Here is an 18,346-nt window from a genome sequence, read left to right as displayed (position 1 = left end):
TCGTTCTATTTTTTATAAATGGCCTTGGAGCATTTATAGAAAATAGAAATCTTGTGTATAAAAAACAAATGACCGAAGCCATTTGTCTTTTATACACTTAAATTTTAATCTTTTATTAAAATAGGATCTTTGCAATATCCTTGTGCGGAGATGATATAACTGAATAACTCGTTATGAGATTCGATTCTGCCATCTCTGTTTGTGCCGTTTGAATGGCCATCTTAACAGAAGAAATTTCACCAGTGATTAATACGAAGCCTTTTCCACCCAAGCCTCTAGCAATTCGAATTTCAAGAAGTTCTACGTTTGATGCTTTCGCACAAATATCTCCGATTAATATTGAAGAGATTGCATTAATCGTTTCAACAATACCTAGAGATTTCACATCGCCTATTTCACCGGCACCTAACATGGCTGGTAAAACATCGGGGTGAATATTCGGTATAACGTGAGACTCTAACATGTGGATACCACCCACATTTGCCCCATTCTTTATTGATGCCTCGACGGCTCCTACATCTCCGGCAATAATACTGACGTATTTTCCAGGACATAAAGGTGATGCCATCAGCAGCTCAACATTTGCGGATTTCAGCATTTCATCAGTGGATTCTATACCAACTGGAATGCTCTTAAATTCCATAAAACCAACTGCTTTTTTCAAAATACCACTTCTTTCTATACTGTGAATGTTTAATTTTTTACCAAATTACTTAGAGTTATGTTTAAACGAGAATTAGTCCGCCTAAAATAACAAAGTTGATTGTTTGTGTAATAAAGATTGTTACGGCTGGAGGGTCGATATGGGTATCGCAATGACTGTTAAGAGTTTTTGCCGCCCATTCGCCTACGAAAGCTGTAAACATACCTGTGATTGCTGCACCAATGATCGCAGCAAAAGGATTTAATGTAGCTGAGAACACGATTACTGCGGTAGAACCTGAAGGTAAAACAATATGATGCCATCCTTCAAAGTAATGTCCACACATGATCAGGATCAGAGAAATAGCAGCGATTGAGAAACCAATAACTGGTGTCATTGAGAATAAGTAAGCCGCTTCGGCAACGCCATCAACTAATCCAAGTGTTCCTAAAGTAGCAGCAACGCCACCGATAAGGATACCAATAGCAGCTCCATAAGTAAGAACAAATCCTAAACGGTTTCCAGTTGAGATCCATTCGCGTTTTTCGCCTGCTGGTGTTTTTCCTGTCAGACCAGTTTTACCAAATACTAAACGTACTATAATACCAGAAAGCAAAACAGTGAATGCAACGGTGTCAGTCCAGCCGGCAGCGCCTTCACCAAGGATTCCACCAAAGACGATTGGACCAACCAGTGGGCCAACGATATATTGAATCAAGAAACCAACCATACCGAAGATACCACCAACGATCAATACCATCGGATCGCCAAATTTTACAAGTGGAGTTACGATATCTTGACCATTTTCAATATGATTTCTTGTCATTGCAAACGCAGCACCGGCTACAGCACCAGCGAAGGCAACATGTGGACCAAACCAAGAACCAAAACTAATAATACCAATTGCAGGAGCTCCAAAATCTCCACCCATGATTGCCGCTAAAACGGTTAAACCAGTGAAAACAAAGGCTGTGATCCCGCCCATAAATGTGGCTAAGACGCCACCGCCAAATGCGGCGATTAACATTGTAAAGTCCATAATTTTCCCCCTTAAAATATGATTTAGGACTCGATAGTGATTTTTTCACTATCCGCGGCTGAAATCCTACCGCTAATACTAGCAAAAACTTTTGAGCTCAGTTTTCCCTCAGGGATATCCCCGATAAGTTGTCCTCTTTCCACATGATCTCCAACGTTTACAACAGCCACTGCAGGAGCACCTATATGTTGTGACAATAATAGGTTAACTTTAGCAAACGTCTTATCCGTTTCAACCATCGGAGCCGGAAGATCATACTTCGTCAGTCCCAATCGTGATACTAAACGGTAAACGTTAAACTGTTTGCCTTCTCTGAACGGCACAGCTGAAGTTGGTACATTGTGATGAGGATTTTTGATCCCGTTGCTTCCAAGTTCTCGCTTGAGCATGGTATTGAACTTCCAAGGTTGTAGGTCCATTACACATGCATATTGACATAAGCCACATTCACAGCATAGAAAAGCGTTTGTAGCTTGAGTGGACGTGTCACAGGTTGAACCATAGGCGGCGATTCGCATTAATTTATGGGGTTCCAGGTTATGACCCAAAGCGTATCGCGGACACAACTCGGTACAATAGTTACATTGCATACAAGCCATTCCCGCCATTTTCATGGTTTCCTTGATGGACTTCATTTTAGAAATAATCAACGAATGATTTTTTGCTAATACGATCAGTCCTTTGGTTGTTTTCGTAATCGTAGACTCTAAATCGACGATTTTTCCCATCATCGGTCCGCCATTGATCACAACAAAATCCTCGATGGTTGTTCCGCCAGCCAATTCCAATGCTTCACGAACGGTGATACCCAAAGGTACCTTTGTTGTAAGCTTGTTCTTAACCTCACCTGTTAATGTCAAATATGTATCCATAACCGGTTTATTGTCTACCATTATATCATAAATGTTCAAAAGTGTCTCCACATTTATCACCAATGTACCGACATTTAACGGAATCCCGGCTTCAGGGACAATCCGTCCGGTTGTTTCATAAACAAGTACTTGTTCATCTCCAGCAGGATAGAAATTCTTCAATAAATGCATTCTAATCTTTGGAAATGCCACCAGTTCCTTGTTTAAAGCATCAATGGCAGGTGTATATTTCTTCTTAAGGCCAACAATGCCTTCCTTTGCTTGTGTTTGATCCATAACAGCCTGAAGAGCTGTTAACATTTTAACAGCCTCCAGTGCCATTAGTTGTTGATCAACGCGCAATAATGGTTCGCATTCTGCGCCGTTAACAACAACTGTGTCAACGGTGCAATTTAATTTGACCTGGGTTGGAAACCCTGCCCCGCCAGCACCAACGATGCCGGCGTTTTGTACCAATTCTACTAAATTTGCGCTCATGAACAACACCTCTATTATTTAATCGTAAATCCTCCTACTAATACACATCTTCTTTTACGAGTAAATGTCTTAGCAGATGTTAGGCCTTCACCGGTAGGGCCGGCAATGGTAAAGGTTGTATAACCTTCCCCGCCAACTCCGATACCAGCGTATGAAGGACCATTTTTAACAAAAATAGTGGTTTGCACTCTTTTTGCCATTTCAGTTAAGTTATTGATATTTGTTGAATGCATGATCGCAGTATGACGGTTGCCATGCTCTAATTCTACAGCAAGATCAATACCTTCTGCAACATTTTTTACGCGGACGATTGGCAGTATAGGCATCATTAATTCTTCAACAGCAAATATGTGATCTTTTGTGGTTTCAATAATGACAACGCGTACCGCCGGGTCCACATTGATCCCAATCCCAGCCAAAATCGTTTTGGCATTTCTGCCAACGTAATCACGGTTCAATCGACCACCAGGAATAACAAGTTCTTCTAATTCGGCGATTTTCTTGGCATCTTTGAGTTCATAAGCGCCGTTCTTCTTCATGTTGAAGATCAGATAATCGGCTACTTGTTCAACAACAACGACTTCTTTTTCGGCGATACAAGGTAAGTTATTATCAAAACAACAGCCATCAATAATATCTTTTCCCGCTTTTTCAATATCGGCCGTTTCATCAACCAAAGCTGGGGGATTCCCCGCTCCGGCACCGATGGCTTTTTTACCGCTTTGTAAAACCGTTTTAACGACCCCAGGTCCACCAGTTGCACATAACAGAGTGATTTTGGGACTGGCAAACATCGTGTTGGCACTGTCAATGGTTGGTTCTGCCGTTGTAACAATCAGATTTTCTGGTCCGCCAGCTGCTAAAATTGCTTTGTTTAACAGTTTAACTGTTAAAGCACTGGTTTTTTTAGCACTGGGGTGTGGCGCAAATACAACTGTATTTCCTGCTGCCAGCATCCCTATTGAATTACAGATAACTGTTTCACTGGGGTTGGTCGAAGGTGAAACCGAACCAATTACACCAAATGGTGATTGTTCAATAAGAGTTAAACCATCATCTCCGGTAAATGCTTCTGCCACCAGATCTTCAACACCCGGTGTTTTAACGGTCGCTAATTCGTGTTTTAAAAGCTTATGTTCATAATTTCCCATGCCGGTTTCTTCAACCGCCATTTGGCAGATCATTTCCATATTCTCTTTTTTGAGCATTTCTGCTCGCATGGCGGCAATCAATTTACTTCTGTATGCTAAAGATTCTCTCATAAACGATTTTTGAGCGGTAAAGGCTGCATCAATGGCATTTTCCATATCATTGAAAACACCCAACTCGCCGTCTTTGAGAGGCTTTCCGCCTTCATCTGCACAATCAATTTCTGCCATTACTTTTTTTACAATATATTCTATACCTGTGGTATCTATATTCATACGAGGTACCTCCTGGATCGTGTTAATTTTTTGTCTTATTTTAGAGCGTCTAGTCCAGCTTGAGCAACAGTCATGTCTTCGGCGACACTTCCACCACTTACTCCGATACCGCCAATGATTTTATCCCCTTCAAAAATAGGGAAGCCACCGCCAAATACAACCATTCTGCCCTTATCGCAGCTAGCGATTCCGAAAAGTTGTCCTGACTCTTTAGCAAGATCAGCGGCTTGATCGGTACCCATTTTAAGCGCAACGGCAGTATAAGCCTTATTGGTGGCAATATCCATACTAGCGAGTAAAGAATCTTCCATCCGGTTAAATAATACGGTGTTGCCGCTGGCATCACAAATTACAATAACCATTGGCACATCGATTTCGATTGCTTTTACAGCAGCCGCTTCTGCCATTTTCTTTGCCATATCTAATAATTTTCCAGTAGTCGTCATTTTTCTTCCTCCTGATTAATTAGTATTTTATAAAACAGCTAAAGCACTCTTCGCAATAATCATATCTTCATCGACACTTCCGCCGCTGACGCCAATTCCACCAATTACTTCGCCATTGTATTTTAGTGGATAGCCCCCGCCAAAAACGACCATCCGACCATTATTGGTCCATTGCAGGCCATAAAGTGAGCCATCCTCTTTTACCACACTGGCGACTTTATCAGTGGACATTTTCAGTGCATTGGCAGTATATGCCTTATTCACTGAAATATCAATACTGACCATCAACGCATCTTCCATACGTTCAAAGTAGGCCAAATTTCCACCTGAGTCGACAACTGAAAAAACAATCGGAACATTGATTTCTTCCGCCTTAACTCTGGCTGCAGCAGCCATTTTTTTTGCTAGAGTGAGTAAAGAATATTCTTTTTCACAAGCTTCGCCATTAACAATGCCCGCTTGCGCAGTTTCTAATCGACTCAACTTTTCTTTTACCCGGTCGACAATTTCTTTTACGACACCATTAAACTCTACTGTCCGTGCCAAAACAAAAAGGGTATCAGACAGTCGATTAACGAATTTTACTAATTCTGGTCGACTTTCTTCATTTTTGCGATTATATTTGACAATTAATCGCTCACCCCGTCTGACAACTGTGCGCGCTACATGTAGTGCTGCTGATGCCGGACTGGCACCTGGGATAATGAAAGCCTTCTGCGGACCAATGATTGCTAAATATTGTTCCATCGTGCATTCCATGTAATCCACATCGGCCTGGGAAATTTTGTCTGTCAGCATCGCCTTGCCTTTTTCATCACTGGCAAGTTCTGCACCTAAAACAAAAATCCGTTTTTGTAAATAGTGCAATATTTCTTTAATATCTTGATCTTCGCAAAGTGAGTACGCTAAACCAATGGCCGAATTTGCTTCGTCCATCGTTCCATATGCATCAACACGGATATTATCCTTCGGCGTCCGACTGGATCCAAAAAGACCAGTCTCGCCTTTGTCCCCTCCTCGGGTATACACATTTGGCATCTCTTCACCTCACTAAACAATCTGAATTTCATCAATGATACCGACAATGGTCATATCAATTGGTGCCATCTTATCACCATAAACATACCGGGCATTACTGCCAGATGTAACGATGACGGTTTCACCAATCCCTGCGCCCACCGAGTCCACGGCAATTGCTGTAGAAGAACTTGAATATTTTTCAAATTCGCCGTATTCATCAATTTTTTTAATAATCAACAGTTTACATCCCACAAGATTAGGATCTTTTTGGGTTGATACTACGTTTCCGACTACTTTTGCTAACTGCATAAATTCACCACCCTTATTAAATCCTGATAATCTGGAGCCCAAATTCCTTTGCAGCTTCCGCAGCATAGCCTGTTAAAATTGATCCAGATGGTATCTTAACCAGCTTTGCTCCCCGGGCTTTTAAAATATCGACCCGTGAGATAACGTTCTTATCAATCACGCATTCGCTATTATTGACCGGTGAGATCTGGTTAACCACTGGTTCTTTTCCGACCGGCTTGGCTGTCTTTTCAACGATTAAATTATTAGCTTCTGTGGGGGTTCCACCAACACAAGTAGCATACAAGTCATTGCCACTTACTAATTTCATTCCAAAATCTCGCAGTGTTTTGATGTTGTTATTCAACATTTCCCGATATTTTGGAGACGATTTTCCCATCCCCAGCGATGCTCTCTGGGGATCACCCGGATCACATGCATTGATTGCCGCAACTACCGGTGTACCGGCCATAAATCCGTGATTTACGAGGGATAACAAAACGGTGTCGGTTATTCCCACAGCCAGTTTGGCTGCTGTATTCACGCTCATGGTGGCAATCACAAACATATCAGCTGATCCATACAGCTCTTTTTGGCTTTTGATGTTGCCACTGTGATAAATCACGTCAAGATTCAGTTCTTTTTGCATAGCAACAGGATCTAACACCTTCATGCCATCATCAGAAAGAACAACTTTTAATTGCCAACCATCTTTTTGTAATTTCAACAGTGAATCCATCGACTCTCTAAAACCAATCGAAGCTCCCGTAAAGAAAACAACTGCTTTTTTAGGTTGATTTTTTATTCGCCTGACAACCTCGTCAACGATTTTTTGAATAAGTATATCCAACAAACCATTTTCAAGCATTTTCTCCATGTCCAAATTCTATCACCACATTTCTTACCTTTGACAATTAAAGGCGATCCCTAAGGGTGTTACCAATAATGGTTCTACTGGTTTAATGGTTTTGATGCCTGTTTCGTCTTCAAATGTTTTTTCAAAATCATCGAAGACACAAGCCCCGCCAACCACATAAATAACATCAACGTCGTACCCGACAATAAAACGATTGACGATCGACGCCATCTTCTGTACGACGGGTTTGATAATTGGAAATATCTTTTTCTGTGATTCGTTTTTTTTAAGTTCCTCTGCTTCTTCAAAGCTTATATGATGAAAACCTGCCAGTACCAGACTCATATGTGTCCCTCCGGTCGCTTCATCGGCTGTGAAAATAACTTCACCATCTTTGAGAATACTGATTCCGGTGGTTCCGCCCCCAACATCCACAACAGCGCCATTTTGAATACCAAGAACGGTTGCTGCTGCAGTGGGTTCATCAACAACATTTGTTACTACAAAGTCGGCCGAGTCAACCACGTTAGAAATAATCTTTGTATTCCCTGCCAAGATACCAGGAGGAATGGCCGTGGCGGCTTTGGCATATGATAAGTCAATGCCCAAAATCCCCTCAACCTCACCTTTAAGTTTTCGTACGATTTGGCTCGCTCCGAGATAGTCGACAACAATTCCGTCGCGAACAACTGACGCGCCTTGAGTAGCTCCAGCAATGGGACGATTGTTCTCATCTACCACTGCGATGACAATATTTGCAGTACCGAGATCGACACCAACTTTTAGCTCACCAGTGTAAGCATTGGCTTTTTTCTCTCGAATTAATTCTGCAAATTCCAATATTGCGTCGTTACCAGATTTCCAATCCATTATTTCACCTGTTTGGGATTATTTTTAAATAATCATCGTTATTAAGTCCTGCTGCGTTCGCTTCATCCGTATCCAAATGCATTTCATAATCAAATTTATCGGATACCCGGGCTAGCACATTACAGAAAATAGTTTTTCGAACGCCGCTTGTTTCAACACATACCCAGTCTTTATCTTTAATTCCAAGTTTTTCAGCAACATCAGGTGGCATGTGAATATGTCTAAGTGCAACAATCACCCCATGGCTAAGTGTAACGGAACCGCATGGTCCTTCAAGGGTAATTCCCGGGGTGCCTTCAAGTTTCCCTGATTCACAAACAGGAGCTTTAATCCCCAGGGTTCTGGCATCAGTTAAAGATATTTCGATTTGACTTTCTGGTCTGGCTGGTCCTAAAATGCGAACCTTGTCAAAACTTCCTTTGGGTCCAATCACTTTAACCGACTCTTTGGCTGCATATTGTCCTGGTTGTTTTAAGTCTTTTATATTGGTCAGTTCATAACCTTTGCCAAAAAGTGTCTCAATATCTTCCTGGGAAAGATGAATGTGTTTATTAGAAATTCCCAAAGCAACACGATTCGGACTGTCTTTTTCTTCCATCAATTTCTTAACCGTATTGATTACGATTTGTTCAATTACTTTTTTTTCGTCTGCATTCATATCTAACACCTTTTCTTCAAAAGATCTCTCTGTCTGAAACATTAAGCAGATTTCAGTGATTATTCTTCTGTGGTTTCTTCTGCGGTTTCTTCTGCTGTTTCTTCTGCTGTTTCTTCTACTGTTTCTTCTACTGTTTCTTCATTTTCATCGATAATGACTACTTCAGCTTTTGGTTCTTCCGGTGGTGTGTAACCCACTGTTTGATTATTGTAAATTAATTTATCAATACCTTCACTGGGTCTGGCGATCACTTTGGTTCCCCAAACACCCCGACCTTTGGCACAAGCAGCTGTAGCCGCGTCAACCGCCGCCTTAACTGCGCCAATATCGCCTGCCACTTTAATGGTAGACATACCGTCACCTTTACACGCTTCATAGCCAATCAGCCTGACATTTGCTGACTTGACTGCCGCATCGGCAGCTTCAATCGCTGTGGCCAACCCAATAGCTTCTATTAGGCCAATGGCCTCTCCTCTATTCAAATTAACCCCTCCTTACGACAGCTCAGTATTATCTAGATTCTTAAACGGCATTCTTTTTACCAGTCTTGCGGCATTGCTTCCGATTGCTCGTAGCGTGGCCTCGTCACTGAAAGATGGAATTTTAAAAATTGGATGGTCCTCTTTTAATTTAATATAATGGAGCACCACTTCATTTTCGGTAATTCCGATTCCAACGCCAAGGTGGGATAATTCAGCTCCTCTAAAAGCAAGCTCCACCGGATTGGTTTCTTCCAGTTCTTCGATGGAAAAAGGCACACCTTCTTCTTCGATTCCATGTAATACTTCGTCAACGACCTTTTGATACGTAATATTTTTGCCATGGACAACTTTAATTTCTGGTTTTGGAGCATCGAAATCCATCCGCATCTTATTCACCTTCTTCGTAAGCAAGTACGAGACCGGTGGCTACTGCGTTACGTGGACCCTCAACCCCTCTAATATTCGCCCGTCCTGAAACAATGCTGTACTTGGATAGGGCATCTGTTACTAACTGCGGAATCTCAAAATCTAGAGCTGATCCTCCGACCAAAGTTACAAATTCAATATCCCGGACGTTTCCGGTGGGGCTAACTCGTTCTAAAGAACGAATGGCATTTACAACAAATACTTTTGTTTTCGCTTCTCGACGTACTGCTCGAATACGTTCCAGTGAGTAGTTACCCGGCATGGGCATCATTCCATTCGGTGTCAAAATGACAACCCGTGCAAAAGTTCTGGGATCAAGTGGCTTGTCAAAAAATTGAACGGTTCCATCTTCATGACGAATATGGAATAAACTTTCAACCTTTGCCAGCGGATATTTTTTGATATCTTCCGCCAGAGCCATGTTGTCATATCCTAACTCAGATGCGATGAGCAGTGTGACCATATTTCCGGCACCTGCTAAATGGATGGACTTGATTTCACCTGCCCTGTTAATAATTGCTGCATCTGTCGATCCTGCACCCATATCGATAATTGCTAAAGGCCGATTGCTTCCCGGTGTTGTTAAGGCGCCGCGGATCGCCATATCAGCTTCCACTCCACCCACTTCAACTTTTACACCCAGTTCAGCTTCCAATTCATGAGCAATCATATTCATTTGCAATTTATCGGCTTTAACCATGGCGGCAATACCAACGGCATTTTCCATGGAAAATTCTTCCGCAACCCCACCTTTGACAGTTTGTGGTACGAAAGTATCGACGGCTAATAAATCTTGAATCTTAATTGCACTTGGCAGTTGATCTGTCAGGTTCGACATGACCTGTCTGACCTTTTCGAGCATTCCACCGGCGTTAGTGCCAGCTTCTCCTTTAATATCTTCTACAGGAGCTACGGAACGTATTGCATCCATAATTTTTTCAGCACCATCATCGACATTAACCTGGGCTTTTTTGTTAGATCCCTGAATAATGATTTGGCCAGCCGGGATTTTTCTTTCTTTGACATCCCCTGCCGGCGTTTTGATAACAACTGCTGAACGATTTCCGATGAGTGCTCGTGATACAGGGACAACCTGCTTTGTCTCGTCGGATGTTAAATCAAATACGGTTGCAATGCCGTATGGGTTTGATAGCTGTTCAACTACCGAACCTGGTGCGGCAACCTCAATGGCTGCGCGCATGTTTCTTGGCACCTTTTCAATCAGTGAAACTTCATCAACAATCGGAATTTTTTTGACAAGTCGGTTATTAATTAAAACGCCATCATCACGTTGGACAATGGCACCATTAATAAATATGCCGTTATTAACAGCATGGTTAATAATCCGAGAGGAATCTTCAAAATCCACTTCTCTTGGGATAACAACGATAACTGACTCGCCTTTATCACAATTACTAACTTCTCTTATGTCTACGGTCACACCCACACCGATCCCCAATCCCCCTGGTGTAGAGGGATTGTGACCGATCATGGTTGATTCCGTAATAATTGTTTCCGTAATTGTTTCCATTGCTACATCCCCAATAACAGGAGCAGCTTCATTGATCCGGATTAAATCAACATTTTCTACGGTTAAACCAGCTTTTTCAAGGGCTTGTTTGAGAGAGGCGAAAACTCCATGAATATTTTGACGGGTTCCCTTCATCCCAGTGGTATCAACAATACCACTACAAAGAAATTCAGGCTTTCCGTCGACATATCGGGCAAGAGCTGTTTCAGTGCTTGCATTTCCAATATCTATTCCTGCAATAATCATATGTTAGTCCTCCCAACACTTCCTATTCTGCTAATTCTATAAGAATTCTTTTGATCTTTTTCTATTGTAGTATACTTCAGCAGCTTCTGCTACTAAAGAAGCAGAAATTGGAGCATTGAATTGATTTTTAAGTTCAGCAGCAATCGCCAATAATTCGTCTTTAGTTGATTTGTATGGACGAAGGGCATTGTAGATTTCTAATAAACGAGCATCTGGAACAGCGATCAGTTCAGCAGCTCTTCTTAGGTTTCTAGCAAATGCATCACGTTTTACAGATTCAGCAACCTGAGCTTGAAGTTCAAGGGTTTCTGGTCTGATACGTAAATCTTCTGGTGTTAATTGGCCAGCTAATAATTTATCTAAGGTTAATTCTTTGTAAGCCTTTCCGGTAGCAGAGAAGATCAGTTCTGGTCTTTTATCTCCGATTGGGTAATCAGCTTTCGAAACAGTTCCAGTAGCGCCTGTAGCTGGAGCTGCAGCGGTACTCATCGAACTCATAACTTGTTTAACGATTTGTTCCAACATTTGTTCTTGTGTCATTCTGGTCACCTCCACTTATACAAACGAAACTTGTTGTTCGACGGCTTTTTTACCGGCTTCAACATGTTCAGTTTCTTTAATATGTAATAAGGCTGCTTTCGCCTGGTAAGCTGGACGAGCCATTTGGTCGTTTCTTACTGGAACGGGTGCTGGGCTTTCGCCTTTAGCATATTTAGCAGCATTTTTCCCAATCATTCGATATGTTTCTAAATCGATCAATGGTGCTTGAGAAAATAATTCTAAGTTACTTAACTGTGGTAAATCTTTTTGGTGAATTAAGGAAGTACCTTTTGACTGGATACCAATACCAATACCGGATCCAGAAAGTTTAGCAGCAGTATGACCGCATACAGCAACGTCAGAACTTCGGTAAATTTTGATAACTCGGGCTTTTAAGCCTTCTTCTTCGATACCGGCGATAATTTCTTTAAGAACCTTATCGTGTGGCAGACCGACGATTGTTACCGTTTGAGATTCTGCAAAAGCAGGAGCTAAACCAATAACTACTTCATCACTAGCCATTCCTTGTTTTGCTTCTCCGATTGGAGTCAGTTTAACTGAGCCAGCAGCAGAAGCAGCTGGTGCAGAAGCTGAAGTAGCGCCAGTCATTTCTTTTAAAACATCTTCGATAATGCTTTTTAACATTTGTTCGTTTATAGCCATTTTTTTACACCCCTTCCTATATGCTTGCTGGGTCAACAGCCCATGGAATATCTTGGATTTGTGCCCATCTTTCATCACTGATTACATAACCAGTTTTTACTCCATGATAAGTATTTGGATAGTTAACTGCTGAGATACATTCCCATGTAGCGCTTAATTTAGAAGCAGTGTGTAAGTAGTCACCCGCACATTTCTGTAACTGAATGTTAAAGATCGATTCAGCAACATCTCTCATGCCGCCGCGGTCTAAAGCTTTAATAAAGTCAACTGCTGTTGCGCCACGACCCATTAAATCTTCAACAGATTTTAAGTCAGCGACAACATCACGGTCAGGCATATCTTGAGATCCACGAGCATAAGTTGCCGCTTCAACTTCAGCATCAGTGATTTCGGTTAAGCCTAATTCTCTGAATAAGATCTGCATTGCGCGAGCGCCTTTAGCACGAACAGCAACAAGCTCTTCTTCGCCAACAGGTTGTAAACCACCGTCTATTTTTAAGTCACGTTGGATGACATTCCAATCATCATAATCATCTGCATCCCAGTTAGAGCCTGCAAACATATTATCATAGTTAGGTGTAGCAGAGTAACCAGAACAGATGTAATCAGTTCCTGGTACCATTTGCATTAATGAACGAGCAACTCGTCGTAAGTCTGAGTGAGTAAAGGTTTGGTCATTAGAAGAAGCACACTCTAAATCGAGGCATGCTGCCAATAAGTTTTCAGCCAATACTTCTCGGATACCGCCTGGTACACCTGCTGGAACACCGATACAAGAAACTGAACCATTCTGGCTCCCTTGTACGCCGGCACCCTTAGTGATGTATAAGCATCGAGCTTCAAGATAAAGCATTGATTTGCCTTCGGCATAACCCATTTGTACTTCTGATCCAGAACCAGATGTAAAACGCATTTTCAAACCACGAGAAGCGTAGCTTGATGCTAAGAAAGCTTTTGAGTATGGCGTATCATCACCATCCATGAAAACTGGTTCGGTACCATATACCGAAATAGTTTCAGCATAAGCGGTGTAACCTTTCATACCAAGGTCAAGTTCGGTAGCTTCTTCAACAGCACATTGTGTTAAGATACCTGGACGACCAACATTTGCGCCGACCATGATAGCAAGAGCGTTAAATGGTGCATAACGACCGATACCTACTGTTGTTTCCATTTCATCAAATCCACGGATTGCAGCTTCTGCAGCATCAGCAGCGATTTGAACCATGTTATCTTTTACGTTGGTTACGTGACATTGGTTAGAAGGCATTAAACGAGCTCGCATTTTACTTTGAGCCATCATCATTTCTAATACTGTCATGTGACCAAGTACTTCAGTAATTTTAGCAGGCGTGATCGAGGTAGTAATATCTACAACGATATCTCTTGGAACATTAATATCAACAAGCATATTAGCAATTTTGATCGAATCCATTGCCATATATTCTTGGGCTTTTTCTAAACGAATTGCATAGTTAGCGATGAAAGTATCAAGCATATCAAATTCTGCTCGTTTTTTTCCATCCAGTTCTACAACTACACCATTTTCAACACGTAAACTAGGAACTGGGTCCCCAGGGCTGTTCATTGCAATTAGACCTACTTCTGGCCATTCTTTAACGAAACCATCCTTTTTGACTGGACGAGCTGCTAAAGCTTCAAATCTTTTTGACTTCATAGTCATTATTCCTCCTTCTTTCTTAGAAAACTAACAACAGCTACTTAAATATAAGGAGTTGTTACAGGTGGGCAAGGACCGCCAAGAGCTTCTAAAGCTTGTTTACCAACTTCTCTAGCAGCGTATACGGCTTGACGAACTGCACCGGCGTCTCCAGAAATGAAGATCATTGATTCATTCGAATATTTAGTACCACCATTATCAGGTGAAGCATAACCACAAAGTTCTACGTTAGCAGCTTTTAAAGCAGCATCAGACATTAATACGCCGATACCAGCTGGAGCACCAACAATGATTGCGAAAGCTTTTCCGATTGGAGCACCTAAAGTCATATTACAAGCAAAGCTTGCGCGGGCAGTATATTGGAATTCCAAATGGCCTGCAGCGTTTGCATATACATCTCCGAAGGTTCTGTTTAAGTCGTTAAGAGCTACTTCAACAGCACGTTTTGCATCAGATACATCTTCCGCACCAAAGATAATTAAAGAACCATGACCTGCGCCACCTTCAGTATCTCTTGCAAGTTCACAAGAAACGACTTCGCAATTAGTAGCTTTTACAGCTTCATCAGCAGCAAAAATCTGAGGACCAGCACCAGTTCTAGCGGAAAGAATACCGATAGATCTGTATTTAGGATCAATTTTCATAGCTTCATGTAAAGTTCTGTCCACGTTTGCAATAACAAAACCAATTGTGTTACCAACAGCTGTTCCTACAAATTCGGTCAATCCGCATACACCTGTTGCAGCGGCAACTGAGCCAGTTTCTTCAACTTCACTCATTTTTTTCATAACTTCTTCCATCAACTTGTTCATTAAATCATCTTTCATTAATTTACACCTCCGTAATTATTAAATATTATAGACTTGGTAAAATTTTCTCCACATCACCGTGTGGTCTTGGGATTACGTGTACTGAAACAACTTGTCCAACTTTGTCAGCTGCTGCAGCACCTGCATCAACTGCAGCCTTAACTGCTCCAACATCACCACGAACCATTACAGTTACTAAACCGGAACCGATTTTTTCGTAGCCCATTAATGATACATTTGCTGATTTTACCATAGCATCTGCTGCTTCAATAGCGGCAACCAGACCTTTGGTTTCAATCATGCCTAAAGCTTCGTTTGTCATAAGCTCTATCCTCCTTAATTACAAGATTTTGTTACTGAACTACCTATATTCTAATGCAAAGGCTATGATAATTACTTGTGCTGTTCTTATAAAATTATTGTGGGTTTCTCAAGATCGCCTTGAAAACCTTTTACTACCGCGGTTTTTTGTCTCTGTACACAAAAACATAGTGGAATATTTTGTCTAATCCCTGCACTATAAGGTCACCTCTAATTATTCTGGCATATAAAAAGAACAGGTCAACCATCAGGTTTTCCTGTTCTATATTTTTACTCTTTTATTTGCTTTTTGTATCAGGATACTTCCCGATGCTTTTCTGCATACTTTTCATCTTTTGAATGGCCGTTTCCTAATTGTTCATCTTCCTCAAGAGCGATGCCGCGGCGCTCTTTCCGATACTCAGTCGGTGTCATTCCGGTACTCTTTTTAAATACCTTGCTGAAATAATTCGGTTCATGGTAAGAAAGATCCAGCGCAATATTGATAATCGGAACGTCGGTATTGGCCAGCATATCCTTGGCAATCTCAATTTTTCGTTCCGTCAGGTAGGTCACAAAATTGACGCCGGTTTCCTTTTTAAAGATCTTACTTAAATAGTAAGAACTCATGTTGGCATACTCGCCAACCTGATCAAGGGAAATATCCTTATAACAGTTTCGGTCAATATAATTCAAAATATCTTCGATATTGTTCTTTCGCGTTTCTTTATTGTCAAGCATCCGGTCAAAGACCTTGTCAATAGTTTTCATAATTTCAATTTTCAAGTCATAACGATTTTTATAGCCGTTGACAAATTGCATGTTGTTACTTGAGCAGAGCGGACTATTCAGTTCATAACCGCACATGTCCTGAGTAACAATATTAAGTTCTTCCATAAAATGCTTAATTTCTGCCTGTACCGACATGATATCATAGGTATGATAATCATAGATCATATCCAGATAACTAATCAGGGCTGTTCGGGCATCACTGTATTTTTTCTGGATAATGGCAAAAATAACTTCATTCATTTTTTCATCAAATCGCTCTTTGGCATTGTTCTTTAATGAAGCAATACTCTGATTGATTGAATCCATGAGTTGTTGGGGACGGATCGGTTTTAACAAAAAATCATCAACTCGAGCTTTGATGGCCTGATGAGCAAAATCAAATTCATTAAATGCGGTAATTAAAATGACCTTCTTTTCATGATCTTCTTTTTTGATCATCTTTAGAACATCAATGCCGTTAATTTCCGGAATGTTGATGTCTAATAGAATAATGTCCGGATTCAGCCGACGGATTTCTTCAATAGCCACCAGTCCCGAAGATGCTTCGCCCACAACTTCGATGTTTTCGCCATGTTGACTTAGAATGAGTTTAATCGCTTCAATCTCTAAATGCTCGTCTTCAACAATAAACAGTTTATACATGATTATAATCCCCTCCCAGCTAGAGATTTACGAGGTATTTTAATAGTGATTTCAGTGCCCTTTTCAAGCTCACTTTTTATTTCAACCCCATAATCAACGCCGTAGTAATACATAAGCCGCTTGTTTGCGTTATTTATTCCAATTCCGGTATTTTTTTCCCGTCCGTCAGCTTCGTAGGTTCCATCCAAAATTTTATGGATACGATCACCAGGAATTCCTTTCCCGTCATCAACAATTTTCAAAATCGCTATTTCTTTCAGAATATCCGCTGTTATCCTCACCGCTCCGCCTTTGGCGTTGGGTTCAATGGCATGAATAATGGCATTTTCGACAAACGGCTGGATGGTCATAAATGGACATAAGATATCTTCAGCCATCTCATCCACTTCCACCGAATAATTCAATCGATTTCCCAGGCGCATTTTCTGGATCGATAAATAGTTTTGCACATGTTCCATTTCTTCTTTCAGCGTCACCACATTGTTCTTTTCTTTTTTAAGGGTGTAGCGCATCATGTCCGAAAATGCATAGATCATTTCCTGGGTTTTGTCTGCCCCCTCCAGAAGTGCCAACCGGCCAATAGTGTTTAATACATTGAACAGAAAATGAGGATTAATCTGAGCCTGCAAAGCTTTTAAATCCGCTTCTTTCAATGAAGCCTCAACCTCACTTCGCAGCTTAACCTCTTCCATTAATTCCAGGTTTTTATTATGTAATTCCTCCTGGATAATATGAATCATTTGTTTTTCAACCAGATAATTGGCAATAGTATAGAGCAGATCCGCTGCTGCTCTGACCTGGGTTAATGTTGTTTTTAACGTTTTGTCATACAAATCCGTGATTTCCGGGTTTTTCGAAAAATCCGTCAGTTCATGGCTGGTGCCATAAGGCAGACGTTTCATTTCTTCTTCATCAATTTTTACCTGTCCCGCCATAATGGCGCCCAGATAATTTCCCTTGACCATGATTGGAACGGCAAGGTCTACCAGTCCCCCATGACAAATGTAAATCGATGGTTTTCCGGATCGTGCCGATTCAATGCCACCATGGGCATCTGACTGAAAACAACAATCGCGATTGTTGCTGTCTTTTCTGACACAGGTACAGTATTCCGAAAAATTACTGTATTCCGTAATTGGATTGCCTTTGTAATCAACCGTAACCGCGGCAAGTCCGGTGGCATCTGAAAAAGAATCCTGTATTCTTTGCAGCACCTCTACGTCAATAATGTCAGTAATCTTTAGTAAGACTCTCATAAAACAACCCCTTTAGACAATAATCCCATAATTTTCATTTTACATCGATTTCCATTGAGTAATATTATAACACATACAGGAAATTTTTGGCATTTTTTTTACTGTTTTAGAATATTTCGCTTTACTTCAGTATTATATTGCTTCGTATTTTTATAAATATTAGCATTTCAGACAAAACAGATATTTTCTTGACTTCAGGTATTTGAACAACTCTGTATTTTATCGGTGGCCAGCAACAAACCTATTTTTTCGCATTTCTAATCATTCAATCAGTACTTTTCCCCTCATTTTATCCCCAAAAATAAAAAAGCCTCCTTTTTTCTCGACTTTTTTTAAAAAAACACTTGCAAAAAAAAGGCAGCTCAATTATACTGTAAAAGTGTCC

20 protein-coding genes are annotated in these 18,346 nt (G+C 41.0%); all 20 read right to left on the bottom strand.

The features are described from left to right. Positions 1–115: 115 nt before the first annotated feature. The 20 genes from Q7J41_RS02720 to Q7J41_RS02625 all read right to left on the bottom strand — a co-directional run bounded on the left by Q7J41_RS02720 (position 116) and on the right by Q7J41_RS02625 (position 17,961). A complete protein-coding gene (locus tag Q7J41_RS02720; protein WP_304884995.1) occupies positions 116–664 on the bottom strand; it encodes a BMC domain-containing protein in 549 nt (182 codons plus the stop codon). A 61-nt stretch (positions 665–725) separates the two neighbouring features. Further along, positions 726–1,682, bottom strand: a complete 957-nt coding sequence (locus tag Q7J41_RS02715) for a hypothetical protein (protein ID WP_304884993.1) — start codon at positions 1,680–1,682, stop codon at positions 726–728. Between the two features lie 23 nt (positions 1,683–1,705). After that, positions 1,706–3,031, bottom strand: coding sequence for a 4Fe-4S dicluster domain-containing protein (locus Q7J41_RS02710; RefSeq protein ID WP_304884991.1), 1,326 nt, complete (start codon positions 3,029–3,031; stop codon positions 1,706–1,708). Positions 3,032–3,045: 14 nt separating this feature from the next. Continuing rightward, entirely contained in the window at positions 3,046–4,455 is a 1,410-nt protein-coding gene (locus Q7J41_RS02705; protein ID WP_304884989.1) for an aldehyde dehydrogenase family protein, read from the bottom strand. A 35-nt stretch (positions 4,456–4,490) separates the two neighbouring features. Beyond that, positions 4,491–4,901: a heme-binding protein gene (locus Q7J41_RS02700; protein ID WP_304884987.1), complete on the bottom strand. Its 411-nt coding sequence runs from the start codon at positions 4,899–4,901 to the stop codon at positions 4,491–4,493. 27 nt (positions 4,902–4,928) lie between these two features. After that, entirely contained in the window at positions 4,929–5,939 is a 1,011-nt protein-coding gene (locus Q7J41_RS02695) for a cob(I)yrinic acid a,c-diamide adenosyltransferase (RefSeq protein WP_304884985.1), read from the bottom strand. 12 nt (positions 5,940–5,951) lie between these two features. Then, positions 5,952–6,230, bottom strand: coding sequence for a EutN/CcmL family microcompartment protein (locus Q7J41_RS02690; RefSeq protein ID WP_026396049.1), 279 nt, complete (start codon positions 6,228–6,230; stop codon positions 5,952–5,954). A gap of 16 nt (positions 6,231–6,246) precedes the next feature. Further along, positions 6,247–7,086, bottom strand: a complete 840-nt coding sequence (locus Q7J41_RS02685; protein ID WP_304885097.1) for a flavoprotein — start codon at positions 7,084–7,086, stop codon at positions 6,247–6,249. 24 nt (positions 7,087–7,110) lie between these two features. After that, positions 7,111–7,935: an ethanolamine utilization protein EutJ gene (gene eutJ / locus Q7J41_RS02680; protein ID WP_304884982.1), complete on the bottom strand. Its 825-nt coding sequence runs from the start codon at positions 7,933–7,935 to the stop codon at positions 7,111–7,113. Positions 7,936–7,939: 4 nt separating this feature from the next. Next, positions 7,940–8,593 (bottom strand): phosphate propanoyltransferase, encoded by a 654-nt coding sequence (gene pduL / locus Q7J41_RS02675; RefSeq protein WP_304884980.1) that lies wholly within the window; start codon positions 8,591–8,593, stop codon positions 7,940–7,942. A gap of 59 nt (positions 8,594–8,652) precedes the next feature. Beyond that, entirely contained in the window at positions 8,653–9,075 is a 423-nt protein-coding gene (locus tag Q7J41_RS02670; protein WP_304884979.1) for a BMC domain-containing protein, read from the bottom strand. A gap of 12 nt (positions 9,076–9,087) precedes the next feature. Further along, complete coding sequence (locus tag Q7J41_RS02665; RefSeq protein WP_304884978.1) at positions 9,088–9,462, bottom strand: glycerol dehydratase reactivase beta/small subunit family protein; 375 nt, start codon at positions 9,460–9,462, stop codon at positions 9,088–9,090. 1 nt (position 9,463) lies between these two features. Continuing rightward, on the bottom strand, positions 9,464–11,278 hold the full coding sequence (locus Q7J41_RS02660; protein ID WP_304884977.1) for a diol dehydratase reactivase subunit alpha: 1,815 nt from the start codon (positions 11,276–11,278) through the stop codon (positions 9,464–9,466). Positions 11,279–11,314: 36 nt separating this feature from the next. Next, positions 11,315–11,818, bottom strand: coding sequence for a diol dehydratase small subunit (locus Q7J41_RS02655; RefSeq protein ID WP_304884976.1), 504 nt, complete (start codon positions 11,816–11,818; stop codon positions 11,315–11,317). A gap of 15 nt (positions 11,819–11,833) precedes the next feature. Next, the gene (locus tag Q7J41_RS02650) at positions 11,834–12,481 is read right to left on the bottom strand and encodes a propanediol/glycerol family dehydratase medium subunit (protein ID WP_304884975.1); all 648 of its coding nucleotides are present in this window, start codon (positions 12,479–12,481) and stop codon (positions 11,834–11,836) included. A 16-nt stretch (positions 12,482–12,497) separates the two neighbouring features. Next, positions 12,498–14,159: a propanediol/glycerol family dehydratase large subunit gene (locus Q7J41_RS02645; protein WP_304885095.1), complete on the bottom strand. Its 1,662-nt coding sequence runs from the start codon at positions 14,157–14,159 to the stop codon at positions 12,498–12,500. A gap of 44 nt (positions 14,160–14,203) precedes the next feature. Continuing rightward, positions 14,204–14,989 (bottom strand): propanediol utilization microcompartment protein PduB, encoded by a 786-nt coding sequence (gene pduB, locus Q7J41_RS02640; RefSeq protein ID WP_026396058.1) that lies wholly within the window; start codon positions 14,987–14,989, stop codon positions 14,204–14,206. A gap of 28 nt (positions 14,990–15,017) precedes the next feature. Continuing rightward, the gene (gene pduA, locus Q7J41_RS02635) at positions 15,018–15,293 is read right to left on the bottom strand and encodes a propanediol utilization microcompartment protein PduA (RefSeq protein ID WP_014356948.1); all 276 of its coding nucleotides are present in this window, start codon (positions 15,291–15,293) and stop codon (positions 15,018–15,020) included. 293 nt (positions 15,294–15,586) lie between these two features. Beyond that, entirely contained in the window at positions 15,587–16,705 is a 1,119-nt protein-coding gene (locus Q7J41_RS02630; protein ID WP_304884967.1) for a response regulator, read from the bottom strand. Between the two features lie 2 nt (positions 16,706–16,707). Beyond that, the gene (locus Q7J41_RS02625) at positions 16,708–17,961 is read right to left on the bottom strand and encodes a PocR ligand-binding domain-containing protein (RefSeq protein ID WP_304884965.1); all 1,254 of its coding nucleotides are present in this window, start codon (positions 17,959–17,961) and stop codon (positions 16,708–16,710) included. Positions 17,962–18,346: the final 385 nt, after the last annotated feature.

Origin of the sequence: Acetobacterium sp., assembly GCF_030652775.1 — a bacterium.
Classification (GTDB): Bacteria; Bacillota; Clostridia; order Eubacteriales; family Eubacteriaceae; genus Acetobacterium.
This window is presented reverse-complemented; position numbering and strand designations above follow the sequence as displayed.

Excerpts from the sequence above, each read along its gene's own strand:
- Q7J41_RS02665 (WP_304884978.1), bottom strand. The coding sequence starts at position 9,462 with ATGCGGATGGATTTCGATGCTCCAAAACCAGAAATTAAAGTTGTCCAT.
- Q7J41_RS02645 (WP_304885095.1), bottom strand. The coding sequence starts at position 14,159 with ATGAAGTCAAAAAGATTTGAAGCTTTAGCAGCTCGTCCAGTCAAAAAG.
- pduL (WP_304884980.1), bottom strand. The coding sequence starts at position 8,593 with ATGAATGCAGACGAAAAAAAAGTAATTGAACAAATCGTAATCAATACG.
- eutJ (WP_304884982.1), bottom strand. The coding sequence starts at position 7,935 with ATGGATTGGAAATCTGGTAACGACGCAATATTGGAATTTGCAGAATTA.
- Q7J41_RS02660 (WP_304884977.1), bottom strand. The coding sequence starts at position 11,278 with ATGATTATTGCAGGAATAGATATTGGAAATGCAAGCACTGAAACAGCT.
- Q7J41_RS02695 (WP_304884985.1), bottom strand. The coding sequence starts at position 5,939 with ATGCCAAATGTGTATACCCGAGGAGGGGACAAAGGCGAGACTGGTCTT.
- pduA (WP_014356948.1), bottom strand. The coding sequence starts at position 15,293 with ATGACAAACGAAGCTTTAGGCATGATTGAAACCAAAGGTCTGGTTGCC.
- Q7J41_RS02650 (WP_304884975.1), bottom strand. The coding sequence starts at position 12,481 with ATGGCTATAAACGAACAAATGTTAAAAAGCATTATCGAAGATGTTTTA.
- Q7J41_RS02685 (WP_304885097.1), bottom strand. The coding sequence starts at position 7,086 with ATGGAGAAAATGCTTGAAAATGGTTTGTTGGATATACTTATTCAAAAA.
- Q7J41_RS02705 (WP_304884989.1), bottom strand. The coding sequence starts at position 4,455 with ATGAATATAGATACCACAGGTATAGAATATATTGTAAAAAAAGTAATG.
- Q7J41_RS02625 (WP_304884965.1), bottom strand. The coding sequence starts at position 17,961 with ATGAGAGTCTTACTAAAGATTACTGACATTATTGACGTAGAGGTGCTG.
- Q7J41_RS02690 (WP_026396049.1), bottom strand. The coding sequence starts at position 6,230 with ATGCAGTTAGCAAAAGTAGTCGGAAACGTAGTATCAACCCAAAAAGAT.
- Q7J41_RS02700 (WP_304884987.1), bottom strand. The coding sequence starts at position 4,901 with ATGACGACTACTGGAAAATTATTAGATATGGCAAAGAAAATGGCAGAA.
- pduB (WP_026396058.1), bottom strand. The coding sequence starts at position 14,989 with ATGAAAGATGATTTAATGAACAAGTTGATGGAAGAAGTTATGAAAAAA.
- Q7J41_RS02655 (WP_304884976.1), bottom strand. The coding sequence starts at position 11,818 with ATGACACAAGAACAAATGTTGGAACAAATCGTTAAACAAGTTATGAGT.
- Q7J41_RS02715 (WP_304884993.1), bottom strand. The coding sequence starts at position 1,682 with ATGGACTTTACAATGTTAATCGCCGCATTTGGCGGTGGCGTCTTAGCC.
- Q7J41_RS02630 (WP_304884967.1), bottom strand. The coding sequence starts at position 16,705 with ATGTATAAACTGTTTATTGTTGAAGACGAGCATTTAGAGATTGAAGCG.
- Q7J41_RS02710 (WP_304884991.1), bottom strand. The coding sequence starts at position 3,031 with ATGAGCGCAAATTTAGTAGAATTGGTACAAAACGCCGGCATCGTTGGT.